20 protein-coding genes are annotated in these 24,277 nt (G+C 62.4%); 19 read left to right on the top strand and 1 reads right to left on the bottom strand.

Annotation, left to right across the window (positions count from 1 at the left end; translation table 11 throughout):
• The first annotated feature begins 2 nt into the window (after positions 1–2).
• Positions 3–1,922 (top strand): acyltransferase family protein, encoded by a 1,920-nt coding sequence (locus ACODTO_RS11990; protein WP_139644466.1) that lies wholly within the window; start codon positions 3–5, stop codon positions 1,920–1,922.
• A 120-nt stretch (positions 1,923–2,042) separates the two neighbouring features.
• Here ACODTO_RS11990 and ACODTO_RS11985 read toward each other — a convergent pair whose 3' ends face one another.
• On the bottom strand, positions 2,043–3,740 hold the full coding sequence (locus ACODTO_RS11985) for a sulfatase-like hydrolase/transferase (protein ID WP_489106480.1): 1,698 nt from the start codon (positions 3,738–3,740) through the stop codon (positions 2,043–2,045).
• Between the two features lie 379 nt (positions 3,741–4,119).
• Here ACODTO_RS11985 and ACODTO_RS11980 point away from each other — a divergent pair, with 379 nt between their 5' ends.
• The 18 genes from ACODTO_RS11980 to ACODTO_RS11895 all read left to right on the top strand — a co-directional run bounded on the left by ACODTO_RS11980 (position 4,120) and on the right by ACODTO_RS11895 (position 24,136).
• On the top strand, positions 4,120–5,484 hold the full coding sequence (locus tag ACODTO_RS11980; protein WP_175362023.1) for a UDP-glucose dehydrogenase family protein: 1,365 nt from the start codon (positions 4,120–4,122) through the stop codon (positions 5,482–5,484).
• On the top strand, positions 5,481–6,551 hold the full coding sequence (locus ACODTO_RS11975; RefSeq protein WP_139644472.1) for an NAD-dependent epimerase: 1,071 nt from the start codon (positions 5,481–5,483) through the stop codon (positions 6,549–6,551). The genes ACODTO_RS11980 and ACODTO_RS11975 overlap by 4 nt, the downstream gene beginning before the upstream one ends.
• Entirely contained in the window at positions 6,548–7,291 is a 744-nt protein-coding gene (locus ACODTO_RS11970) for a sugar transferase (RefSeq protein WP_139644475.1), read from the top strand. The genes ACODTO_RS11975 and ACODTO_RS11970 overlap by 4 nt, the downstream gene beginning before the upstream one ends.
• A complete protein-coding gene (locus tag ACODTO_RS11965) occupies positions 7,292–7,936 on the top strand; it encodes a CpsD/CapB family tyrosine-protein kinase (protein WP_489106479.1) in 645 nt (214 codons plus the stop codon).
• A gap of 20 nt (positions 7,937–7,956) precedes the next feature.
• On the top strand, positions 7,957–8,982 hold the full coding sequence (locus ACODTO_RS11960; protein ID WP_139644478.1) for a polysaccharide biosynthesis/export family protein: 1,026 nt from the start codon (positions 7,957–7,959) through the stop codon (positions 8,980–8,982).
• A 15-nt stretch (positions 8,983–8,997) separates the two neighbouring features.
• A complete protein-coding gene (locus ACODTO_RS11955; RefSeq protein WP_139644479.1) occupies positions 8,998–10,590 on the top strand; it encodes a GumC family protein in 1,593 nt (530 codons plus the stop codon).
• Positions 10,587–11,690: a glycosyltransferase family 4 protein gene (locus tag ACODTO_RS11950; RefSeq protein WP_489106478.1), complete on the top strand. Its 1,104-nt coding sequence runs from the start codon at positions 10,587–10,589 to the stop codon at positions 11,688–11,690. The genes ACODTO_RS11955 and ACODTO_RS11950 overlap by 4 nt, the downstream gene beginning before the upstream one ends.
• Entirely contained in the window at positions 11,687–13,057 is a 1,371-nt protein-coding gene (locus tag ACODTO_RS11945; RefSeq protein ID WP_139644484.1) for an O-antigen ligase family protein, read from the top strand. Before ACODTO_RS11950 ends, ACODTO_RS11945 begins: the two co-directional genes overlap by 4 nt.
• Entirely contained in the window at positions 13,054–14,013 is a 960-nt protein-coding gene (locus ACODTO_RS11940) for a glycosyltransferase (RefSeq protein WP_489106477.1), read from the top strand. Before ACODTO_RS11945 ends, ACODTO_RS11940 begins: the two co-directional genes overlap by 4 nt.
• Positions 14,006–15,142, top strand: a complete 1,137-nt coding sequence (locus tag ACODTO_RS11935; protein WP_489106476.1) for a glycosyltransferase family 2 protein — start codon at positions 14,006–14,008, stop codon at positions 15,140–15,142. Before ACODTO_RS11940 ends, ACODTO_RS11935 begins: the two co-directional genes overlap by 8 nt.
• 11 nt (positions 15,143–15,153) lie before the next feature.
• Positions 15,154–16,158: a polysaccharide deacetylase family protein gene (locus tag ACODTO_RS11930; RefSeq protein ID WP_489106475.1), complete on the top strand. Its 1,005-nt coding sequence runs from the start codon at positions 15,154–15,156 to the stop codon at positions 16,156–16,158.
• Complete coding sequence (locus ACODTO_RS11925) at positions 16,155–17,459, top strand: lipopolysaccharide biosynthesis protein (protein WP_139644493.1); 1,305 nt, start codon at positions 16,155–16,157, stop codon at positions 17,457–17,459. Before ACODTO_RS11930 ends, ACODTO_RS11925 begins: the two co-directional genes overlap by 4 nt.
• A gap of 239 nt (positions 17,460–17,698) precedes the next feature.
• Positions 17,699–19,645 (top strand): hypothetical protein, encoded by a 1,947-nt coding sequence (locus ACODTO_RS11920; RefSeq protein WP_489106474.1) that lies wholly within the window; start codon positions 17,699–17,701, stop codon positions 19,643–19,645.
• Entirely contained in the window at positions 19,642–20,331 is a 690-nt protein-coding gene (locus tag ACODTO_RS11915; protein WP_175385636.1) for a GNAT family N-acetyltransferase, read from the top strand. Before ACODTO_RS11920 ends, ACODTO_RS11915 begins: the two co-directional genes overlap by 4 nt.
• Before the next feature lie 80 nt (positions 20,332–20,411).
• A complete protein-coding gene (locus ACODTO_RS11910; protein ID WP_139644498.1) occupies positions 20,412–21,101 on the top strand; it encodes an N-acetyltransferase in 690 nt (229 codons plus the stop codon).
• Positions 21,102–21,106: 5 nt separating this feature from the next.
• Positions 21,107–22,264, top strand: a complete 1,158-nt coding sequence (locus ACODTO_RS11905) for a GNAT family N-acetyltransferase (RefSeq protein ID WP_489106473.1) — start codon at positions 21,107–21,109, stop codon at positions 22,262–22,264.
• A complete protein-coding gene (locus ACODTO_RS11900; protein ID WP_489106472.1) occupies positions 22,257–23,054 on the top strand; it encodes a ChbG/HpnK family deacetylase in 798 nt (265 codons plus the stop codon). The genes ACODTO_RS11905 and ACODTO_RS11900 overlap by 8 nt, the downstream gene beginning before the upstream one ends.
• Positions 23,055–23,194: 140 nt before the next feature.
• Positions 23,195–24,136 (top strand): alpha/beta hydrolase, encoded by a 942-nt coding sequence (locus ACODTO_RS11895; protein ID WP_489106471.1) that lies wholly within the window; start codon positions 23,195–23,197, stop codon positions 24,134–24,136.
• The last annotated feature ends 141 nt before the right edge of the window (positions 24,137–24,277 follow it).

Here is a 24,277-nt window from a genome sequence, read left to right as displayed (position 1 = left end):
ACATGTCTCACAGCGACTATCGCCACGATATCGACGGGCTTCGCGCCGTTGCAGTCTTCGCCGTGCTCATCCATCACCTCAACACCAACCTGCTCCCGGGCGGGTTCGTGGGCGTCGACATTTTCTTCGTCATCTCGGGTTTTCTGATCACCTCCCAGGTATTTTCCGAGATCAAGCACAACCGCTTTTCGGTGAAGCGTTTTTATCAGCGGCGCATCAACCGCATTGTTCCCGCATTGGTAGCGGTATTGCTGGCGAGCGTGATCGCCGGAGCTGTCATCCTTTCTCCGGCCGACCTGACCCGGTTCAACGTCAGTGCACTGTTCTCCCTGCTGGGGGTTTCGAATATCTACATCTGGGTGAAGTACGGAAATTACTTCGCGGCGGACGCCAGCGAGGCCCCGTTGTTGCACACCTGGTCGCTGGGTATTGAAGAACAGTTCTATGTGATCTGGCCACTGCTCATCCTGGCGATTCATCGGCTGGCGCCGCGTTATGTGCTGGCCGTGCTGGGGGTGGGCATTATCGCGGCGACTGCTTTTTCTGAGTACGCCACGAACGTCTTCGTCACCGCCTCCTACTATCTGCTGCCCACGCGCTTTTTCGAGTTGATGGTGGGTGGGGTGCTGGGCATTTATCTGTATCGGCCAAGGCCGCTCGACAAGCGGGCAGCCTTGGGTTTCGCGTTGGTAGGGGCCGGGTTGATCGGTTTTTCCTTGTTTGCTCTGAGCCCCGACGCCCCGTTCCCCGGCCTCAATGCCTTGATGCCTTGCCTGGGCGCTGCGCTGCTGATTCTGGCCGGCAGTGCAGGCGTTCAGTCTCGCTTGTTGAACAACCGGCCCATGGTCTTCATCGGCCTGATCTCCTACTCGCTTTATCTATGGCACTGGCCATTGATTGCCTATCTGAATTACCTGGGCATTGCCATTACCCTTCCCGTGGGGATTTCACTGTTGGGGGTGTCGATCGCCCTGTCCTGGTGCTCCTGGCGCTATATCGAACGCCCCTTTCGACGGACCGGAGCACAATTACCGTTTGCACACGTATTCACTCGACGATTCATCGCTCCGGCCCTTGGGCTCGCCGTGCTGGCTGCGCTGAGCCTGCAGTTGCACGGTTTTCCCCAGCGCTTTGCGCCTGAAGTGGCGGCGCTCGAGGCAATGACTCTGGTCGAACCGAACAAACTTCGCAGCGACTGCCACATGCCCAATGCGCAATACGACACCGAGCCCAACCCCCATTGTCGACTTGGAGCACACAAGGAGCAGATAGACGGGATCATGGTCGGTGACTCGTTCGCCAACCATTTCACCGGCATGGTGGATATCCTGGCCGAACCCAACGGCATCGAGCTGATGGATTACACCCTGGATGGCTGCCCGCCAATCTTCAGCTACACCGCTCAGGTATCGACGGTGTATGCCGCCCATTGCATGGAACGTAACAGACGCGTGCTCAGCCTGATCGAGCAGAATCATTACCCTTACGTCGTGCTGGCCGGGGCCTGGCCGAAAGACGCAGCCGCCGCCGATAGGGTCGAAGCCAGCATCAAGCGAGTGGCGGCCAACACAGACCAGGTGATCGTGATCCTCAGTAACCAGAACATCGACAAAGCCGCGACCTGTCCCGTGCGCCGCTTGATGTTCGGCATCGATCGCCGATGCTCGGCCCAACTGGATATAACTGCACCTTACTGGGCAGGGATACGCGTCAGGTTGCCCCAGGTACGTTTTATCGACCCCAATCAAGTGATCTGCCCTGCGGGACTGTGCAGCCCGATCATCGACGGGCAAATGCTCTATCGCGATGACGCGCACTTGAACGATGGGGGGTCGCGCTTCATTGGCCGCACGTTGCTCGACCAGGGCTTCTCACTTCTCCACGACCCCACCCACCCCGGAACGATCGCCGCAACAAGATAGGCTGTCACAAGGGATTGGCGGTGGGCATGGATGGTGTGTCCACCCAAGATCAGGGGGTGGGAGCGAGCCTGCTCGCGATGGCGGCGGCACAGTCAACATCTATGCAAGCTGACCCACCCTTCAGTGCCCTGCTGCCATCTCAGCCTGGACCGGTTTGGGGGTCACGATGCTGTTCAGGTCAATGTGTTTCCAGGCCGGTTTGGCACCCAGGCGAGCATTGAATCGGTAGTTGAAGGTGAAGTCGTCTTCGGTCGGTTGGCCCAGGGATTTTCCATACAGGGCTTCAACTCCCGCACGGTCATAGCCCATCAGCTGCAACAGCGTCGGGAAGATGTTGTAGTGGCTGGAGCGGTCCTTGTTCCTGGCCCAGGCCTCGCGCCAGTCGAGCGTCTGCAGGTGGCTACCCTGGATCACCACCAATGGCACCAGTCCCTCTTCCTCCGCCGGGTCGCCGCCGCAATGGGTGTTGAGTCCCGGGTTACCGCGTTCATGCAGGTCCTGGCCATGGTCTGACGTGTAGATCAGCACGGCATTGGCCAAGGAGGCCTGGCTGAAGAGCCGCCGGAAAAACTCGCCGACGTTCCACAGCAGCGTGTTCTGGTAGGCGTTGCGGTAGAGCACCCAGTCATCCTTCTGGCCATTGAAACCGTCACGCCGGCCGGTGTCGGCCACGTCCTGATACTGCCCACGCGGCAAAGCAGGACGGTAGCTCATGAAATCGTCGGGGTATTTGTCGTGCACCGGGAAATGCGCGCCGACCTTGTTGATGAGCACCAACTCCGGCTGGTCATCGCCGAGCAACTCGATCAGCTTGTCTGCCGCCGCCATGTCGCGGTCGCGCACGCTGATCTGATCGAATTGGACAAACACATCGATGTCCTTTTTCTCCAGATCGGTCATCAGGTTCTGCAGGTTGCCACCCGTGCGCTGGGCGTCGATGTAGACGGTGCGCAAGCCCGCGCCCTTGGCGTACTGCCAGATCGAAGGCTGGGTGCTGTTGATACGCATGTAGTCGGCGCGGGTGCCGCCATAGCGCAGGGTGACGTTGGTGTCGGCACTGCAATTGGCAATGGACGCCGCATAGCCGAAGTTGAAAATATCCACCCCGGATGGCGGTGTCTTGAGCCCGGTGTGTACGCCCGACGGCGTGTTGATATCCAGGTAGTTGCCGGAGATGCTTTCATCGATGATCAGCACGATGTCGTGCCCGATCGGCGGCGTTTGCCGCACCAGGCGCACCGGCTCCCGGGGGCCGACCGTGTTGTGCAAGGACTCATAGGCGAACAAGTTCAAATAGGCCAGCGGCGTGTACATAGCCGGTAGCCCGCGGGCGCCCTCACCTGCCCGCACAAAGAGCACGCCGCTGAGCAACAGCACGCCCAATAGCGGCGCGGCAACGGGCAGATAACCGGGCAACGGTATCCGTCGGCGAGGCTTGAGGCCGATCCCCAACAACAGCAACAGCCCAGCGACCACCGCATGAATGATCACCTCGCGATACTGCCAGGCCGCCTCCTGGATAAAACCACCGGAATACACCATTGACACGAACTGGCTGTAGGTCAGGTAACTGTCGGTCACCCGGGTGTACACCTCGAAGAACACCGCCGACGCAAACATCGCCAGTGCGAACAGGTGCCGTACCAGGGTTTGGCGGATATAGGCGGTCATCCACAACGCCGCTACCAACGCCACGAACATCGCGACGAACAACACCGTCGCAAAGCCAATACCCAGCGCCGCCAGACGGTCAAGGTAATAGTCATATCCCCTGATCAGGTACAGCGCCAGCAGCAGTTCCTTGAGGTATCGGGCCATCTCTTTCTCGACGCAATCGTGACGTTCGCAAAGGGCTCTGTTCCTGGACACTAGCAGCGGCTTTCAAAAGCGCAAGAAAGGCAATGAACCAAACACGCGTCAAAAAAAAGTTAGCCCAAAAATGACACGAAAAGCCCTAAAAAAAATGAAAAACCTATGGATAAATACCGTTCATCGATTTTTTTGACGCGCCTTCAAGCCTTTAAAACCGGCACTTTTCCAAGACTGTCAATAACTTGATATCAAAAGGCCAAACGCTTTCTAGTTTTGCCAACAGTGACAACTGTCATTTTGCTGACACGCTTTTCTGAGGCTGCGCTATACCCCCCTAAACAGTTTCATCCGAGTTACATAAAAACGATTTACGAGGCACGCCAGAATGGACGTGAGCGTATTTGGGACGGGGTATGTTGGGTTGATCCAGGCGGCGGCGTTAGCCGACGTCGGGCATCGTGTGTTGTGCATCGACATCGACCCGAACAAGATCCGGCAACTGCAGCAAGCGGTCCCCCCGATCAGCGAACCGGGGCTCTCCGGATTACTCGAAGACAACATCAAGGCCGGGCGCCTGTCGTTCAGTTCCCAGGCCAGCGATGCGGTCAGCCATGGCGAACTTATCTTCATTGCCGTCGGCACCCCCGCCGATGAAGATGGCTCGGCAGACTTGAGCCATGTACTGGCGGTGACTCGGCAGATCGCCGACTTCATGGACAGCGATCGCACCTTGATCATCAAGTCCACCGTGCCAGTGGGCACCGCCGACAAGGTGGCCGAATGCGCTCGCCAGGCGCTGGCCCGACGGGGCCTGAAACGGCTGAACGTGCGGGTGGTGTCCAACCCCGAATTTCTCAAGGAAGGCAGCGCCCTGGCCGACTGCATGCGCCCGGACCGGATCATCGTCGGCACCGCCGACTCCCTGGCCCGCGACCAGATGAGCGAACTCTACGCCCCCTTCTGCCGCAACCACGAAAAGCTGATGTTCATGGATAACCGCAGCGCCGAACTGACCAAGTACGCCGCCAACGCCATGCTCGCCACCCGCATCAGTTTCATGAACGAACTGGCCAACCTCACCGAACGGCTGGGTGCCGACATCGAAGCGGTGCGCAAGGGCATCGGCTCGGACCCACGCATCGGGTATCACTTCATCTATCCCGGCTGTGGCTTCGGCGGCTCGTGCTTCCCCAAGGACCTGCGGGCCCTGCTGCACACCGCCGAACAAAGTGGCATGCCGCTGCACCTGCTGCGCAGCGTCACCGACGTCAACGACCGCCAGCGGCACATTCTGTTCGAGAAGCTCGCCAAACAGTTTCCCGATGGCCTGGCCGGTAAATCGATTGCTGTCTGGGGCCTGGCCTTCAAGCCCAACACCGACGACATGCGCGAAGCGCCCAGTCGCTACCTGATGGAAGCACTATGGCGCGAAGGCGCTCGCGTCCAGGCCTACGACCCGGAAGCCATGTCTGAATGCCGGCGGCTCTACGGCTACCGCAAGGATCTGAACCTGTGCGCCACTCGTGACGACACCCTGGAAGACGCCGACGCGCTGGTGATCTGCACCGAGTGGAAGAACTTCCGCGTGGTGGATTTCGACCTGCTGGCCAGCAAACTGCGCGCCCGGGTCATCATTGACGGCCGTAACCTGTACAACCCGGACCAACTCGCTGCCGCCGGGCTGCTGTATCGCGGCATCGGGCTACGGCACACCGTGCCGGACGGCTCGGCACCAGGGCCGCAAGCGTGAATATCCTGGTGACCGGCGCGGCCGGTTTCATCGGCGCCCACTGCGTGCGGCGACTGCTGCGCGACGGTCATCGGGTGTGCGGGCTGGACAATTTCAACGACTACTACGACCCCCAGCTCAAGCATGACCGCATCGCCTGGGTGAAGGCCCAGGCCGGTGATTTCCCCCTGGTACGGCTGGACCTGACCGACGCCGGCGCCCTCGATGATCTGTTCCAATCGTACCGCCCGGACGTGGTGATCCACCTCGCTGCACAGGCGGGGGTGCGCTACTCCCTGGAGAACCCACGGGCCTACGTCGACAGCAACCTCACCGGGTTCCTGAACATCCTCGAAAGCTGCCGCAGTCACCCGCTCAGGCACCTGATCTACGCCTCTTCCAGCTCGGTGTATGGCGCCAACCCGCGCACGCCTTATTCAGAACGGGACAACGTCGACCATCCGCTGTCGCTGTACGCCGCCAGCAAAAAAGCCAACGAGCTGATGGCCCACAGCTACAGCCACCTGTTCGGCATCCCTTGCACCGGCCTGCGCTTTTTTACCGTGTATGGCCCCTGGGGCCGGCCGGACATGTCGCCGATCCAGTTCGCCCGCGCCATCGCCGAAGGCCGGGTGCTGCAGTTGTTCAATCATGGCGAGCACCAGCGTGATTTCACTTACATCGACGACATCGTCGAAAGCATCGCCCGGCTGATCGAACGTCCGCCCCGCGTCACTGCAGCACGGGATCTGGACCCCTCGGACCCGTCCACCAGCCGCGCGCCCTGGCGCATCTACAACATCGGCGGGCAACACCCCGTGGCTCTGCGGACCTACGTTGCGCTACTGGAAAAACACCTGGGGCTGACCGCCCGTGTCGAACTGCTGCCCCTGCAACCGGGGGATGTGCTCAACACCTGCGCCGACGCCAGCGACCTGGCACGGGCCACCGGCTTCCAGCCACGCATCGAACTGGACGAAGGCCTGGGCCGCTTCATCGACTGGTTCCTCGATTACTACGCGCTGCCTGCTGCCCGCCCGCCGCTCGCGGCTGAACTTGCAGACGAAACCCAGCGGAGGAGTCTATGACCCGTCATGAGCAATCCCTTCCGATCAACACCCCCTGCGACAAGCGTGTCGACCCCGAACACCGCAGGCGCCTGGACGCGGCCATCCACCGGCAAGGTCGTGGCTGGCTGACCGGCCGCGACGGTGGTCGACCGTGGACGGTCTCGCGGACCAACCGGGTGGTGGCCTGCATCGGTGCCCTGGTCCTTCTGGTCCTGCTCTGCCCGCTGCTGCTGGGCCTGGCCGTGCTGGTCAAGTTCTCCAGCCCCGGACCGGTGCTGTTCGTGCAGAAGCGCACCGGCTACCGCGGCCGCGTCTTCGGCATGTACAAGTTCCGCACCATGGTCGCCAATGCCGAGGCCCTCAAGGAGTCGCTGCGCCACCTCAACAAACACGGTGCCGACGCCATCGACTTCAAGATCGACAACGACCCGCGTATCACCCCCATCGGCCGGTTCCTGCGACGCAGCAGCCTCGACGAACTGCCGAACCTGATCAATGTGGTGACCGGCGACATGCGCCTGGTGGGCCCGCGCCCAACCTCGTTCAACGCCTATCGCTACAAGGACAACCATCTTGTGCGCCTGAGCATTTACCCCGGCCTGACCGGCCTGTGGCAGATCTCCGGGCGCAGCAATATCGACTTCGACCAGCGCGTGGAACTGGACCTCAGCTACATCGCCGAGCAGAGCCTGTTGTTGGATTTGAAGATCCTGATGATTACCCCCTTCAAAGTTTTCAGCGGCCACGGAGCGAGTTAAATGGACGGTTCAACGAATATCCTGAGCATCGCAAGCCCGAGCGAGACCAACCTGACCTCGACCGTGCTCGACCCTTCCCTGCGGATCCTGCTTCTGACGTCCGCAAACACCGGCACCGGGACCAGCACCAGCGCCATGGCACTGGCCGCTCAACTGGCGCAGATGAGCAACGGCCGCGTATTGCTGGTGGACGCCAGCCAGTCACCGCGCAACCTCAGCCAGCAACTGGGGCTGCAAAAGGAGCGCGGCTTCAGCGACCTGCTGTTCAACCACCTCACCCCGCCCCTGTTGCAGGACTGCGTGGTGCAAACCTCCAGCTTGCCCTTCGACGTGCTGCCCATCGGCCGCCTGGGGCGCAATGCCGAACGGCTCAATCCCGAACAACTGCGACATCTGTTCAGGCACCTGGCCGCGCAGTACCGCTTCGTGGTGATCGACGCCGACGCCGTGTATGCGGCCTCCGACACCCTGGTCATGAGCGCCCAGGTGGATGGCGTGGTGCTGGTGGTACGTGGTGAAGACACCCGCTGGGAAGTGGCCCAGGCCACCCGCCAGCGCCTGGCCCAGGCCGGCGCGAAAGTGGTGGGCAGTGTGTTCAACCGGCGCAAGTACTACATGCCCAAATGGCTCTACAACAACCTGTAAGCGTGCAGAAGGATGACGAGATGAACGCCAAGATGCTTGTCCTGCTGTTGCTGCCGCTTGCCGGCTGCTCCAGCACCAGCGATACCCGATCGATGCCGGTGCAGATCCTCACGGCCGCACCGGCCAACGCCCAGGCCACCGACATGCCCAAGGTCGAACAGACCCTGCGGCCCCAGGATGTGCTCGATGTGATCTTTCACATTGGCACCACCAGTCCCCAGGCTTATCGCGTGCAACCGGGCGACCAGGTGGCCCTGAACTTCACCGCCGCCAGCCAGCTCAACGGCTCGCAACTGGTCATGCCCGACGGCAGTATTGAACTGCCGGGAGCCAATACGTCGGTGAAAGTCGCCGGCATGACCACCGACGAAGCGCGCCTGGCGGTGCAACGGGCCTACGACCAGAAAATGCTGTTCCAGCCCAATCGCAACCAGTTGACGGTGCTGGTGACCAGCCCGCTGTCCAACGAGACGAACCTGCGCAACACCTTGACCCACCCGGCCACCGGCATGAGCCGGGAAATCATCGTGGGCCGGGATGGCTACGCCAGCTTCCCGGAAATCGGCTCGGTGCCGTTGCAAGGAATGACCGTCACCCAGTTGGAGACCTTCCTCAACGAGCGCTATGCCCAACTGCCCGGCCACATGACCGTGGACGTGCTGCTCAAGTCCACCGCTGGTAATGAAATCTATGTCCTCGGTGAAGTGGCCCAACCCGGTTCCTACCCGATCCGCCGGCCGATCTCCGTGCTCGAGGCACTGACCCTTGCCCGGGGCACGAACGTCAAGGCAAGGCTCGACTCGGTGGTGATCATGCGTCGCAACGGCAACCAGGTCGAAGCCCGTCACTACGACGTGGAAAAAGCCCTGAGCGGCGATGCCTCGCAAATTGCCTACCTACAACCGGAAGACATGCTCTTCGTGCCCAAGACCAAGCTTGCCAGCGCCGGCGAACTCGCCAGGCAACTGGCTGACGTGGTGCTGTTCCAGGGCGTGGGGCTCAGCTTCGGCTACCGCCTCGACAACAAAGGCAGCAACAGCAACTGAGCCAGGTGATCGATCATGAATCCCAAGGAAAACTATCTGCATGAGTTCTTCAGGATCTTCTTCGCCAACAAGCAGTGGGTGAAGCGCATCTTCCTGATCTTCGCCGTGATTGCCCTGGCGCTGCCATTGGTGCTCAAACAGAGCTTCGATATCACCGCCCAGGTGATCGTACAGTCGAAAAAACTCTCACAAGGCGACGCCACCACGTCGCTGAACCAGGAAAACGCCACCTTCATTCCGCCGTCCCTGGCGGACATGGAAACCGAGAGCAATATCCTGCGTTCGCCGGCGCTGATCCGGCAGACCATCAGTACCCTGCGCGACCAGGGCGAGTACAACCCCAGCCCCGGCATCTTCAACAAATGGGTCAGTGAACCGTTCAAGCGCTACGTCACCACGCCGCTGCGCGAGTACGTGATCAACCCGCTGCGCGATGGCCTCGGACTGGAGGTCGATCCGGTGCGCGACACCGTGCTCGATACGCTGACTGACGAAGCCGTCGACAACCTCAAGATCGAGACCCTACCCGGCTCCAACGTCATCTCCATCGTCTACAGCTTCGGTGATCCGCAGCAAGGCACTCGGTTCGTGGCGCAACTGCTGCAGAACTACCTCTCCAGTCGCCAGGAGCTGCAATCGATCGAGTTGCCGCAGGCCTTCTATGAGCAGAAGAAAAGCCAATACCAGAGTCGCCTCGACGGCCTGGAAGGTACCCGGCTGGCCTTGCTTGAAGGCGTCGGGTCGGCTGATCCGAAGGAGGAAATCACCTTCCGCCTGAACGCCATCAACACTGAAGAGCAGGCCTTGAACCTGTACCAGGATCGCCTGCTGCAAAGCCAACGCTGGCTCGACTATCTCAAGACCAGTCTGGCGGCGGCGAACAGCTCGCGGTTCAACGACTACACCTTTCCCTTCACCTTCACCACCACCGTGGACAACATCGCCTTCGAAGACCGGGAGATCAAACAGTTGGGTGAGCAACTGACCGGCCAGGTCAGCCGCTACATGAACGACCTGGCGATCTTCCAACCCGGCAGCGAACCGATGCTGCTGGCCCGGGAACAGATCGTGCGCACCCGTCAACAATTCCTGAAGGTGGTGAACAACCGGATCCAGGAACGCACCACCGACCTGGCGGTGGTCAGCTCGGTGATCGATCAGAAGGTCCAGCGTATCGCCGCGTTCAAGGGGCGTATCCACCAGTTGCAGGAAACCCAGAGCAAGCTGCAGCAGATGGACACCGAGATCAACGCCCTGCATGCGGCGTTCTCCACCTACGCCCAACGGTTCGCCGAAGCCAGCACCGCCCGTTCGCTGGACAACGACCTGTCCAACGCCCGCGTGCTCAGCCCGCCCTTCGAACCGACCGCCGCGGCCTTCCCCAAGCCGATGCTGATTATCCCGTTCGGCCTGTTCAGCGGCCTGCTGCTGGCGATTGCCCTGGTCTACGTGCGTGAGTTCTTCGACCATCGCTTCAAGCACCCAGCGCAGATCAGCCAGCAACTGGACGTACCGGTGCTGCTGGTGATCAACGAGCAGTCCCCCGACCAGATCAATCCGCACCGCAACTGGAGCCTGCCCAGCCTTGTCCATTGGGTGCGCAATTGAACGCGCCGTTCGGCCCGTCCCACCGCAGCAGCCCCCTGCCGATCATTCATTTGCTCGACAGCGGTGGCTTCTACGGGGCCGAGCGGATGCTGCTCGATCATTGCCTGGCGACTCCGGGGCAGCACCAGGTGCTGTTCCTCGCGGCGCCGCCGACCTTGATCGCGCGCTTTCGCCAGGCCGGGGTCGATTGCCATCACTGCGGGAGCTGGGCCGAGCTGTTGCAACACCTGCGCCAACGGCGCAGCGAGCAACCTTTGCTCAACACCCACAACTTCAAGGGGCTGCTGTTCGGCTGGGCCGCGGCCACGTTGCTGCGCCTGCCACTGGTCATCACCCAGCACGGGTTCACGCCGCGCAGCCCGAAACAGCGTTTCTACACCTGGCTGAGCCTGCAATTGTGCCGCACGGCGTCGGTCAAGCGCGTGGTCTGCGTGGCAGAGAGCATCGCGGTGCTGCATCGCCAGGCCAGCGTGCGGGCGGAAAAAGTCGCCGTGATCCCCAACGGTTTGCCGACGCCCACGGCACCAGTGGCCCACCGCGATGACGGCCAGCGCTGGCGGGTCGGCTACGTCGGCCGCCTGAGCAGCGAGAAAGGCCCGGACCTGTTCCTCGACGCCCTGATCCCCCTGTGCCAGCGGCATCCGTCGCTGCACGCGGTGATGCTCGGTGACGGCCCGGAACGTCAGGCCCTGCTCAAGCGCATCAACGATGCCGGACTACCCACGCGTATCGAACTGCCCGGGTACCAGACCGACATGAACGCCTGGTGGAGCCGCCTCGACGCGTTGGTGATCAGTTCGCGCACCGAAGGCACGCCGATGATTCTGCTCGAGGCCATGCAAGCCGGGGTACCGGTGGTGGCATTCGGCGTCGGCGGCATTCCCGATGTGGTACAGGACCGTCACAACGGATTGCTCGCCACACCTGCCGACAGCTCCGAACTGGCCCGGCAGATCGAAACGCTGTTCAGCGAACCGCCCCTGGCGCAGATCCTGGCCGATAACGCACGCCGCACCCAACAGGACCGCTACGACCTGCGCACGCTGGCCGAACGCTGGTCGCAGCTCTACATCCGTACGGCACGGGAGGCTCGTCCATGATTGTCCCTCTCTCGATTGTCAGCCTGCTGGGGCTGGTTTGCCTGGCCTTGCTGGCCAGCCCTTATCCGTTCCTGGCGCCGGGGGCGGTGCTGGGCCTGGTGGGTGTCGCCTTGCTCTATCGCAAACCCGGCTGGGGCCTGTTGGGCATCGCTGCGCTGGTCCCGTTCGAAGGGCTGTTCAAGGACAACCCGCTCTCTGGCAGCAAATTCTTCGGTCTGGCACTGATACTGATACTGATGCTGCAACTGGCCCTGCACCAGATTCCGGGCACGCGCCTGCGCAGCAATATCTGGCGGCCGCTGATCGGCTTCATGATGCTGTATAGCCTGAGCCTTTACCTGTCGGACAGCCTGGAACTGTCGATGACCCATTTTCGCGAACTGAGCGTGGGGTTGATCCTGTTCGTCATCACCCTGCTGATCGGCCGCGAACTGAACCTCGACCTGTTCTGCCGCCTGATGACGCTGAGTGTCAGCACCACCTGCGTGATGGCGATGTTTTCCGCCAAATACCAGGACCAGGGCCGCGCCTCGGGCCTGCTGGAGGACCCGAACGCCTTCGCCCTGCTGATCGCCTTTACCATGCCACTGGCGTTGCTGCTGGTGGTGCGCGGGCCGAACCTGCTGCACCGGTTGTTCTGGATGGGTTGTTTGGCGCTGCTGCTGGGTGGCATGACCAAGACTGAATCGCGTTCGGGGCTGGTGGTGCTCCTGCTCAGCCTGGCGATCGGGCTGTATCACTATCGCGCGCAATTGCCGCGCATCCGTCCACGGCACCTGGGGTTCGCCATGCTCGGGTTGGCGCTCCTGGTTCCCCTGGCAGTCGCCGTGATGCCAGCCGGCTACGTCGCACGTATCCAGTCGTTGAGCATTCTCAGTGCCGGCGTCAATGCCCACAAGGATGAATCCCTCGGCCGGCGTGCTTCGTACATCGTGGTCGGCAGTCAGATGATCCGCGAAAACCCGGTGCTCGGCACCGGCCCCGGCACCTTCCCGCTGCACTATGCGCCCACCGGCTACGCCAAGGCGTTCTCGGCCAATCGCAAGCTGGGGGACCTGTATCGCCGGGCCCATAACACCTACCTGGAAATCTTCAGTGAAATCGGCATCCCGGGCGGGCTGATGTTCGTCGGCATGCTGGGCCTGGGCCTGTACAACCTGCTGCAGGCCCGCCGGATCTGGCTCGAACGCCGGGACTGGGCACAGGCGGATCTGCTGACGCACCTGGGCATGAGCTTCCTGTCGCTGATGCTGTTCCTGATGTTCCTCAGTGCGCCGAACCACAAGCTGCTGTGGATCATGCTTGCCTTGACCTCCGTGTTGCGCCAGGAGGCCGAACAGGCAACGCCGCAGGAGGCGCGCCCATGAACCGGGTCAGCATCGTGATCCCGATGTACAACGAAGCCCGGCACATCGGCCGTACCTTGCTGGCGGCCCAGGAAGCTGCCCGCCAGGCGCAGCTGGAATGCGAGCTGATCGTGGTGGACAACGGCTCCGACGATCATGGCCCGCGCATCGCCAATGAACTGGGCGCGCGGGTGTTGATCGTGCCCGGTGTGCACATCGGTGCCCTGCGTAACCGCGGCGCGGCGGTGGCCCATGGCGATTGGCTGGCGTTCATCGACGCCGACATCGAGATGCCGGCCAACTGGCTCAAGCTGCTGTTGGAGCTGGAGGGTCATCAAGGCGATGTACTGGGCCTGGACCTCGACACTCCCCGCCAGGCGCCTTGGTTCGCCGAAGCCTGGCAGCGCCGCAGCCAGCGTCCCGGCTCCCATCGCCTGCACCGGGTGCAGTGGCTGCCCAGCGCCAACCTGTTGATGCGTCGCTCATGGTTCGAGCGGGTCGGCGGTTTCGACGAAGCCCTGCGCACCGGCGAGGACAAGGACTTCTCCCTGCGCCTGCGCCAGATCGACGCGCAACTGTTGCTGGTCAACGAATGCGTGGCCTTGCATTGGGGTTACGAAGGCAGTTGGCGCGAGTGGATAAGCAAGGAACTGTGGCGCCAGGGCAGTCATCTGCAACTGCTGCGCAGCCACGGTCCGAGCTTGCGCCTGCTGCGTTTCCCGGTGCTGTCCATCGCGACCTGGGGGCTGGATCTGCTGGCACTGGTCGCCTTGCTCCAGGGTCAGTTGCGCCTGGCGTCGCTGCTGTTGCTGATCACCACACTTGCGCCCTTGTTCCTCAGCCTGCGCCAGAGTCGTCGCGACCCGCGCTTGACCTTGCAATTGTGGGCCTTGCACGGGATGCGCCTGCACCTGACCGGTGCCGCGTTGTTGCTCAACCTCTGTCATTGGAACGTCAGGAGACCTGCCCGTGGCTGAATTCATTTATTGGACCTGCCTGTTGCTGCCGGTGTATGCCTACCTCGGTTACCCACTCATGCTCGGCCTACTGACGCCGCTGTTTCCAGTCCGGCGCTACGGCCAGGCGCTGCCGATGGACATCAGCATCGTCATCGCCGCCCACAACGAAGCACGACACATCGAAGACAAACTGCGTACCTTGCTCGCCCAGGATTATCAGGCGCGCTCGCTGCAGATCATCCTCGCCAGCGACGGCTCCAGCGACGACACAGTGGTCTGCGCGCGCAAGGTGATCGACCCGCGTCTCACCGTGCTCGACCTGCCCCGCCAGGGCAAGGCCGCGGCCCTCAATACCGGCGTGGCCCACAGCAGCGGCGAGATCCTGGTCTTTACTGACGCCGATAACCAATGGAGCCACGACACCCTCGGCCATTTGCTCGCCCCGCTGGGTGATCCGGAGGTCGGCGCCTGTGCCGGACACATGGAAATCCCCGTGCCGGGCAAGGGCCTGAGCCTGGGCGACAGCCTGTATCGGCACTACGAGGGCTGGTTGCGGCGGGTGGAAAGCCGCACCGACTGCATGGTTTCGGCCGATGGCGCGCTGCTGGCCCTGCGCCGGGAGCTGTTCGAGCCGATCCCGGCCCAGGTCAACGATGATTTCTTCCTCAGCACCTGCGCCCCGGCCGCCGGCAAATCCATCGTCTATGCACCGAAGGCCCGGGTGATCGACCAGGGGGTGGACGAGGCCGACAAGCAGTTTCGTCGGCGCCAGCGGGTCACCGTCGGTGGCTTGCAAAGCCTGGCCCAACGCCGGGCACTGCTCAATCCGCTGCGGCATGGCCTGTACGCCATCGGCCTGATCAGCCACAAGCTGATCCGCCGCCTGGCGCCGGTGTTGCTGCTGCCGCTGCTGCTCAGCAACCTCTGGTTGTGGAGCGACCAGGGGTTCTATCGCCTGAGCCTGGCAGCCCAAGTGCTCGGCTACGCCATGGCACTGCTTGGCCTGCTGGATATGCACCACCGCTTGCCCCGGCCCTTTCGCCTGGCGGCGTTCGTGCTGGTGACGCTCGCGGGCATGAGCATTGGCCTGTGGCAATTCCTGCGGGGCCGGCGCTACAGCCAATGGAATCCCGAGCAGAACCGCTGAGGAGGTGGCGAATGTCGATCAAACAAGTCTTCAAGCTCACCGGCGGCTGGCTGTACCTCAACACGGCCCTGGGCCGCGGCCCGCTGCGGGGGGCCGGCGTGATCCTGATGCTGCACCGGGTGCTGAGCAACGACCGCGCCGCCGAACTGCCCCATCGCAACGAATTGTGCGTGGGGCCGGAAGCCTTCGAACACTTGCTGATCTGGCTGCAACGGCATTTCGAATGCGTGCCCCTGATGACCTTGCTGCTGGCCGACCCCGCCAACGTTCCAGATCGTCCGCGGGTGGCCCTGACCTTTGACGACGGTTGGCGCGACAACGCCATGAATGCCTTTCCCCTGCTGCGCCAATACCAGGTGCCGGCGAGTATTTTCCTGTCCACCGACTTCATCGGCAGCCGCCAACACTTCTGGTGGGAAAGCATCGGCGAAACCCTGTGGGGCAGCCACGGCCAGGTGGCGCGGCTGGCGCTGATCGAACACTTGCAACAGGCCGGACGGCCGTTGCCGGTGATGCTCGACGACCTGGATGACGAACGCCGCAGCCTGTCGTTGTTGCACTATCTGCAAAGCCTCAAAACCCTTGATCCGCAAATCCTGAGCGACCTCACTGACACCTGCCCCCCTGGTGCCCAGCCCCAGGCGCTGGACTGGACCCAAGTGCGCATGCTCGAAGATTCAGGCCTGGTGCGCTTCGGCCCCCACGGGGCCAGCCACGCGATCCTCACCCAGCTCAACGACCAGCGCCTGCATGAAGAACTGAGTCGCAGCCGGATAGCCATGGAAAACGCCTGTGCTCAACCCTTGCCGGTGTATTGCTACCCCAATGGCGATAACGACGAACGCGTGCGCCACCAAGTGGCGGCCCACGGTTTCTCGTTCGCCCTGGGGACCGAGGCCGGGCTGTATCGCAATGACGGCGACCCTTTGAACCTGCCGCGCTTCGGTGTCAGTCAACGCAACGCCCAGCACCCCGAACTGCTGGCTTGGCGCATTCGTCGAGGAGCACGTCCATGAGCCGCGCGCATTACCTCAAACACCTGGTGCTGAGCATGGGCACACGCCTGGCGATGATCGGCCTGCGCCTGCTGCGCAACGTATTGCTGGCGCGCATCCTGGGCCCCAGCGAACGCGGGCTGTTCGCCCTGCTCAGCACCCTGCCGGACCTGATCAGCGCCGCCACCAGCGGTGGCTTGAACTCAGCCGTGGGCTATCAGGCGGCGCAGCAGCGTTCGATGGGGCTGCTGCTCAGCCAGGTGCTGGTGTTCGGCTGCCTGCTGGCCGGGCTGTTGACCTTCTTGGTGGTGGCGCTGGCGCGGGTGTTCGGTGCGGAGCTGGACATCACCATGCAATTGGGTCTGCTGGCCTGGCTGCTGTTGCTCGCCGTGCCGTTGAGTGTGCTCAAGAGCGGCCTGCTGACGCTGCACAATGCCTCAGGCGGCGTAGGCGGCTTCAATGCCTTGCGCCTGATGGAATCCCTGGTGCCGCTGTTGCTGTTCCTGGCGCTGTTCTGGATGTGGAAAGACGCGGCCCTGGAAGCGGCATTGATCAGTTGGTTGACGGGCCTGAGCCTGGTAGTACTGGCCGGTTGGGTCTGGTTGCGGCGGGGTCACGATGTGTCGTTGCAATGGAACAGCGCCACTCAGGGCGAGCTGCTGCGCTACGGCGCCCGCAGCCATCCGGACCTGTTGTTCCAGCAAGTGATTCTGCGCTCGGACTACCTGTTCATCGGCGCCCTGCTGGGCAGCGCCGCCCTGGGTCACTACGCCATGGCCAGCGCCGCCGCCGAGCTGCTGCTGATCGTGCCGGAGGCCGTGACCACACCCCTGATGAAACGCCTGTTGCAACAGGACCACGACATGCAGCGCCTGACACCCCTGGCCCTGCGTCTGACCGCCACGGTGATGCTCGGTGCGTGCCTGGGCATGGCGCTGATCGGCGAATGGTTGATCGTGACCTTGTTCGGCGTGGCCTACCAACCGGCTTATCCGGCCTTGCTGGCGCTGCTGCCGGGGCTGTTCGGGCTGTGCTATGCGAGCATCCTGCGCCTGGACCTGCTGGGCAAGAACCGGCCCGGCACGGTATCGCTGCTGATGGGTGTGGGGGCGTTGTTGAACCTGGCGTTGAACGTGCTGTTGATACCTCGCTACGGCATCGTCGGTGCCGCCGCCGCGTCTTCCATCGCTTACCTGGGGGTGACCCTGGCGTTGCTGGCGATGTATTGCCGTCTCAGCGGCGTGGCGCTGTGGCAGACGTTGATCATCCTGCCCAGCGACCTGTTGCCGATGCGGCAGATGCTGATGGGGAAATCGGCATGAGCTTCGTCGCCCCTCAGTCCGCCATCGCGAGCAGGCTCGCTCCCACAGGGATCTCACCGAACCCTGTGGGAGCGGGCTTGCTCGCGAAAGCGGCGGCTCGGCCTGTACAGATGCTGGATGTGACGACCCCTTCGCGAGCAAGCCCGCTCCCACAGGGGCCTGGTGTCGATCACAGTATCCGCGGCCGATGCAGGGTGGGAGCGAGCCTGCTCACGATGGGGTCGGCGCGGTGCTGGATAATGGCTGCTGCATGCCTATGGGCCCTGGCACTTCCGGCCCATGGCGCCTCCATGTCCTGGACCGGCATCCGCGACGGCAGCCTGTACCTGCAGACCGACCGGCCGGACCGGGTGACCGTGCGCTGGGTACCGGCCTGGCAGGCCAACGCCAATTCGGAACACCTGTACCTGCTCGACGGCCAGGGGCGCCTGGTAGGGAAACGCTTGATCAAGAAGGTCCAGGAGCGTGGCGAACAGCAGTGGCCTTTGTTGCCGGGAGCCGCCAGCTATCGCCTGGAAATTCCCGGCTACAGTTTCCGCCGCTACTCCGTCGAACACGACGCCCATACCCGGGCGCTGTTCGCCCCGGCCAAGGTGCATTTCAGTGCCGAAACCCACGACGGCGATGAGTTGTATTTCAAGGTCGCCCCCGGCGAACAGGCCGTGCTGGCGGGCAAGTTCCATGGCGGCGTGCGCAACCTGCGAGCCCAGCGCGTCGCCGATGGCAAACAGGTGCAGTTGAACCTCAAGCCGTACCCGGTCTATGGGCAGTTCGATCGAGTCGCCCTGCCCGTCGCCAATGTCGAGCAAACCTGGCGCCTGCAATTGCAGGGCAACGGCAAGGCGGCATTTTGGCTGGATGGCACGGCGAACCTGTTCGCCCAAAACCCAGAGCATCTGCAACCGCTGCGCCAGGACCCGGGGCAGGCGCGCCTGAAACTCTATGACGATGTCCTGGGAACAACCCCGAAACTGGGGGTCTACCTGCCCTACGTCATGCCCCCGCCATCGGCCTACCCGGTGATCGAAGCCCTCAAGCCCCAGGCCGCCAGCTATTACAGTCTGGTCGACATCACTGCAGACAAGCCCGACTATGAAAATCAGTTTCGGCGCCTATACCAGGACCGCTTCGGCATCACCCGGGACATCACCTTGCTGGCCGGTAGCGCACGCAAGGCCGATCTGCGGGCAGATCGGGTCAGCAACAGCGGCTTGCAGGCCTGGCTCACGGCGACTCGCGCCCTTGGTGGCAAAGGCATTCATTACCTGGGTTTCGCCGATGAGCCGAACCTCAACTACGCCGATTTCGCCAGCTACCAGCAAGTGTTCGAGAGCATGGCCAATCAGGTCCGCGCCCTACCCGCCAACGCACGAGCAGGCGTGCGCATTGCTATTCCCGCCAGCTCACGGTTCACCAACGGCCCCCTGGCCGACAACGCTGCCGACAAACGCGGGATCGATTGGGCGCGACGCCTGCTGACGAAATACGATGACCAGATCGACGCGTTGGCCTGGCATGAATGGATGATTCGCGACCTGCTCGCCACCCGTGTGTACCGCCACAGCGTGCGTCAGGCCGCCCGCCTGGTGGGCCTGGATAACAACGGACGACCACGCAAGGCCCTGCTGCTGGACCAGACCAACATGTCCAGCGGTTCGAGCCTGAGCCCCTACGACCAGGAAACCCACTACGCCGCCCTGTGGTGGACGTCCGTGGTCATCAATGCCTCCGCCGACGGCTGGCTGGACATGCTCAACTGGTTCATGCTCGCCGATGAACCCGAGTACCCCAAGGGCATGGTGCGGGTGCTGGACAACCAGCGCTTCGAACTCAAGCCGGTGGGTCTGGCCCAGCAGTTCATCCAACAGCATTGGCTCAATCAGGTGCTACGCCTGGATAACGACGCCTTCGAAGTCGACGTGCTGGCCATGGCCACCGACGCGAGGCGCAGCCTGCTGGGCGTGAACAAAAGCACGCGCCCGCAACAGGTCAGCCTGGACGGCGCGTCCTGCCCCCAGGCGCAGGCAGAGCTGGTGTATTTCGGCCCCGACAACCAAAGCCGCAGCGCCCCGTTCAACTGCGAGGCCGGGCAGATCCGGTTTCTCTTGCCAGGAGAAACCGTGTTTGCCCTCGGCTGGACCGCCCTCTCTTTCCCCCAACCCGCCACCCGTCAGGAGGCACCATGAGCGTTCTGCAAGCATTACGTGATGGCATTCAGAAAAAGGGCCTGCGCTCCGTTCTCAAACTGCTGTTCAGGCGCTACGTGTTTTTCCACACCCGACTGGTGTGGTTGGAGCACGATGTGCGGACCCCACTCCCCCCGCATAACCTCAAGCCCTACCCACCGATGCGCCTGGAGTTCATCACGGTCAGCAATGCCGATGCCTTTGCCCGGCACTTCGGCGACCGCGTCGAAACCATGCGCGAGCTGGCGGCCGAAGGCTACATAGGCTTGATGTACCTGGATGCTCAGGGCGATACCGTGGGTTTCGCCTGGGCCAGTACACGGGACTATTTCGACCGCCATTTCTATCGCTGCAATTTTCCGATCAAGCCTGGCGAGTATTTTCAGTTCGGTGGCGAGGCGATCCGTGAGTACTGGGGTACCACTATCTCGGCAGACATGCAGTTGGAAGTGTGGAAAGTCATGGCGGACCACGGTTGCAACACCATGGTCGATGTCTGCGATCTGCAAAACATCCAGGCGATCAAGATGCACCTGCGCATGGGCTTCCAGGAGCGCGGCAAGCTCACCCACGTGTATCGCCTGTTCGGCCGCTGGCGGTTTTTCCGCGACACGTTCTACCGCGGCTCGGTACTGGACGCTTTTCGTAAACCGACCCCGCCGCGTGCATCGGCTGCCCCAGCTTGATGTCCATGGCGATTCAACCCCCATCGCGAGCAAGCTCGCAATGGGGTCTTTCCCCAACCCGCCCCTCGCCAGGAGGCACCATGAACGTTCTGCAAAAATTGCGTGATCAAATTCGGAAAAAAGGTCTGCGTGCCGTTCTGAATCAGCTGTGCAGACACTACCTGTATTTCCACGAACAGCTGGTGTGGATGGAACGCGATCTGGTCAGTCCGATACGGCCCAACAACCTCAGGCCTTATACCCCGTTGCGCCGGGAACGCATTACCACCCGTAACGCCGATGCCTTCGCCACGTACTTTGGCGATCGCGTCGAGACCATGCGCGAACTGGCTGCCGAAGGCCACACCGGGCTCATGTACCTGGACGACAAGGGCGACACCGTCGCTTTCATCTGGGGCAGCAAACGGGACTATTTCGACCGCCATTTCTTTCGCTGCTGGTTCCCGGTCAAACCGGGTGAATTCTTCGAGTTCGGCGGTGAACTGTACCGCGCTTACTGGGGGACCCAACTATCGGTGGATTTCCAGCTGGATCTGTGGAAAGCCATGGCCGAGCAGGGTTGCAACAAAGTGGTCGACGTCTTCGAGCTGCGCAACATTCCAGCCGTCAAGCTGCACCTGCGCATGGACTATCAGGAGCGCGGCCAGATCACTCATATGTATTGCTTGTTCGGCCGCTGGCGGTTCTTCCGTGACACGTTTTACACCGGCTCGGTCCTGGACTCTTTCCGTAAACCGGCCAAACCGGTTCCATCCACTGCGGCGGCCTGACGTTCATGACCATCCGGTTCCAATGGTGTCGCTCCCTGGGCGCGGCAAGCTTTCCTGTATCAGCTTATGAACAGCTGCGAACCCTGGTGGCCGATACGACGCCGTTCAACACCCTGGCCTGGCTGCAAGCGGCAGAGCTGGCGCTGCAGCCCGACCAGGAGCTGCATGTGCTGCTGGGCTGGCAGGATCAGGCGCTCAACCTGTGCCTGCCCCTGGTGTCTACGCGCGAACGCATCTGCGGGCTGCGGTTTCGGGTGCTGCGTCACCTGGGCTATCCACTGGCCGACCGCATCGCCTTGCTGGTGCACCTGGACGCCGACGCCATGGGCCAGGCATTGATGCAGATCCGTCAGCAACTGCCCCATGCATTGCTACAGTTGAATGAAGTGACCGAACCGGTGGGTGAAGAAAGCGTCCTCAGTGCTTGGATGGCATTGAGTTCCACCGGAGAACGGCGGTTGAGTTGTCGGGTGCCGGTGCATCTGATCAGCGACAGCGACCATCAGGAAATTTCCGGCGATCCGCGCTACAAGCTGCGCCGGGCGCGCAAGCGGATCGCCGCGTGCGGTGCCCGCATCCAACGGGTAACACCGGATGCCATCGGCATGGGACCGCTGCTGCGAACCCTCGCCGAAGTCGAGACGGCCAGTTGGAAAGGTGAAGAAGGTGTCGGCATCTTCTCCGACCCCATGCGCCGACAGTGGATGAATCACGCCTTCACAGCCCTCGCCGCCGAAGGCCTGGTGCGGGTGGTGATGCTGGAATTGGATGGGCACTGCATCAGCTATCGCCTCGGCCTGTTGGAGCAGGGACGCTTGTACGACTACAACCTGGCATTCCTGCCGGGGCACGCCGACCTGGGCAGCGGCCGGGTGCTGCTCGAAGAGTGGATTCGCTGGGGGTTGGATGACAACTGGCATTGGATCGATGCATCCCGAGTCAGCCTGGAAAATTCCAGCCATCAACTGCATGAGCGCATGACCGGACAACTGGAACACTGGCGCTGGAGCTTCTATTCATGGCAACCCGGTGGCTTGGTTCTGGGATTGGCGCTACGGCTATGGAAGAGTCTCAAGCCGTGGCTCGGCAAGGGCCCGCGCCAACAAAACACAACGGCTGTTTCTTCACCCAATCCAAAAAGCAAGGAGAGCGGTCATGCCTAGCGAAGTCATAATCAACGCTGACGACTTCGGACTCAGCCTCAGCGACAACGCAATCATTCAATCGGCCTTCAAGGCAGGGGTCATCAGCTCCGCCACCCTGATGGTCAATACCCCAGGTTTCGAACAGGCCTGCAAGATGGCCCGGCACCCCATGCTCCGCGGGCGTATTGGCTTGCACTTCAATATTACTCATGGCTCGCCGCTGAGCCCGTCGATTGCAGCGCGCCGCACATTTTGCGACGCAAACGGTGAATTCGACCTGAGCCTGTCGCGTCATGCCCTGCGTCTGGGCGCGAAGGACCTGGCCGCGGTGCTGGAGGAACTCCAAGCCCAGTGGCAACGTTGCCTGGACTACGGCGTGCGGCCCAGCCACCTCGATTCCCACAACCATGTGCACAACATCTGGCCCATCGGCGAAGTCGTGGCCCGCTTCGCCGCACGGCAAGGCGTGCCCGTACGCCTGGCACGCAACCTGGGGGCCAACCTGAACCTGCCCAAACGCATTTTCAAAACCTTGTTCAACCGGCGCTTGCGCAACCTCAGCGGCGCCACGGCCGACTACGTCTGCACGCCGGCCGACCTGCAACACGCAGCACCACCAGACCATGGCGCTCTCGAAGTGGTTGTGCATCCGCTACACCTCGAAGGGGACTTTGGCGACGACAGCCTGGAAGCAGGGTGTTCCTTGACCGAAGTGTTGCGCAAGCGCCTGGAGGGGGTGCCCAAGGTGCCTTATGGCGGGGCGAGGCAGCGGTTTGTGTTGACTGAGTTTGAGGATGTGCGTGGCTAAGTGCCTTGTGTGGCTGATTCGGGTACTCAAATCAACCACACCGGTCACTCGTCAGAAACTGGCAGCCATGCAAAATCCCGCCATCCTGCGAGAGGATCTGTTAAAACGCATCTTTGTGTCTTGAGTAGCGAGTCGCTTCGATGCCTTCATCTTTACTCCCTCGCCGTCGGCGCCGCTGGTTCGCCTATTTGTGCATGGCTGCGATGGTGGTCGGTTTGCCGGCGGGCTGTGCGGTGTTGCAGCACAAGGAGCGGGAGCTGGTGTTTCGCATCGAGCCGGGGACGGCGAGCTGGTTCAGCGGCCTTCCGAGCAGCGTGCAGGAGTTCGACCTCAAGCCCAAAAGCTTCAAGGCCGGGGAAAATATCCACGGGTGGTGGTGGCCGGCGGAACGTAAGAACGCGCCAGCGATCCTGTATTTGCACGGGGTGCGCTGGAACCTGACGGGCCAGTTGTTCCGCATCCAGCAACTGCGCGCCCTGGGCTTTTCGGTGCTGGCGATCGATTACCGTGGTTTCGGCAAGAGCCATGGCGACCTGCCGTCCGAGGCCAGCGTCTACGAGGATGCGCGGATTGCCTGGGAGCGGCTTGAAGCGTTGCAGCCGGACCCGGCCCTGCGACTGATCTACGGTCACTCCCTGGGCGGCGCCGTCGCGGTGGACCTCGCCGCCGAACTCGGCCAGAAGGCTGCGAAAGACGGCAGCACCGTGCCGGCCCGAGGCTTGATCATCGAGTCCACGTTCACCTCGCTGGGCGACGTGGCGACCGCCATGGCGGACACCTCCCTGCCTGTGCGCTGGCTGCTGTCGCAGAAGTTCGACTCCATCGACAAGATCCCCGAAATCAACATGCCGCTACTGGTGGTGCATGGCGCGGCGGACAACTACGTTCCGCCGCGATTCAGCGAGCAACTGTTCAAGGCGGCCCACGAGCCGAAGCACCTGTTGCTGGTGCCTGGAGGAACGCACAACAACAGCATGAGCCTGGCCGGCAAGAACTATCGGCAGGCGCTGGATACACTGATGAAAGCCACCCCCACCCCCATGGCCGGAGGTCCCCAGGCCAGCAAGGTCAAGGCAGGCTGATGACATCGCTGTAACCCTGACTGTGGCAGGGTGGTGGGTCTGTTGGCCTTGATGTTGGATGGGCCGGCGTCATCGCGAGCAGGCTCGCTCCCACAGGGTTTGGTGGTGTGCCTGAGGTTGTGGGCCTCCACAATCCAGTGT

This window comes from Pseudomonas sp. FG13, assembly GCF_057809755.1.
The sequence above is the reverse complement of the archived record's forward strand: the minus strand, read 5'-3'. Positions and strand labels throughout refer to the sequence as shown.

Coding starts and splice junctions, on each gene's coding strand:
- ACODTO_RS11990 (WP_139644466.1), top strand. CDS start 3: ATGTCTCACAGCGACTATCGCCACGATATCGACGGGCTTCGCGCCGTT.
- ACODTO_RS11985 (WP_489106480.1), bottom strand. CDS start 3,740: ATGGCCCGATACCTCAAGGAACTGCTGCTGGCGCTGTACCTGATCAGG.
- ACODTO_RS11980 (WP_175362023.1), top strand. CDS start 4,120: ATGGACGTGAGCGTATTTGGGACGGGGTATGTTGGGTTGATCCAGGCG.
- ACODTO_RS11970 (WP_139644475.1), top strand. CDS start 6,548: ATGACCCGTCATGAGCAATCCCTTCCGATCAACACCCCCTGCGACAAG.
- ACODTO_RS11965 (WP_489106479.1), top strand. CDS start 7,292: ATGGACGGTTCAACGAATATCCTGAGCATCGCAAGCCCGAGCGAGACC.
- ACODTO_RS11960 (WP_139644478.1), top strand. CDS start 7,957: ATGAACGCCAAGATGCTTGTCCTGCTGTTGCTGCCGCTTGCCGGCTGC.
- ACODTO_RS11955 (WP_139644479.1), top strand. CDS start 8,998: ATGAATCCCAAGGAAAACTATCTGCATGAGTTCTTCAGGATCTTCTTC.
- ACODTO_RS11945 (WP_139644484.1), top strand. CDS start 11,687: ATGATTGTCCCTCTCTCGATTGTCAGCCTGCTGGGGCTGGTTTGCCTG.
- ACODTO_RS11940 (WP_489106477.1), top strand. CDS start 13,054: ATGAACCGGGTCAGCATCGTGATCCCGATGTACAACGAAGCCCGGCAC.
- ACODTO_RS11930 (WP_489106475.1), top strand. CDS start 15,154: ATGTCGATCAAACAAGTCTTCAAGCTCACCGGCGGCTGGCTGTACCTC.
- ACODTO_RS11925 (WP_139644493.1), top strand. CDS start 16,155: ATGAGCCGCGCGCATTACCTCAAACACCTGGTGCTGAGCATGGGCACA.
- ACODTO_RS11920 (WP_489106474.1), top strand. CDS start 17,699: ATGGCTGCTGCATGCCTATGGGCCCTGGCACTTCCGGCCCATGGCGCC.
- ACODTO_RS11915 (WP_175385636.1), top strand. CDS start 19,642: ATGAGCGTTCTGCAAGCATTACGTGATGGCATTCAGAAAAAGGGCCTG.
- ACODTO_RS11910 (WP_139644498.1), top strand. CDS start 20,412: ATGAACGTTCTGCAAAAATTGCGTGATCAAATTCGGAAAAAAGGTCTG.
- ACODTO_RS11905 (WP_489106473.1), top strand. CDS start 21,107: ATGACCATCCGGTTCCAATGGTGTCGCTCCCTGGGCGCGGCAAGCTTT.
- ACODTO_RS11900 (WP_489106472.1), top strand. CDS start 22,257: ATGCCTAGCGAAGTCATAATCAACGCTGACGACTTCGGACTCAGCCTC.
- ACODTO_RS11895 (WP_489106471.1), top strand. CDS start 23,195: ATGCCTTCATCTTTACTCCCTCGCCGTCGGCGCCGCTGGTTCGCCTAT.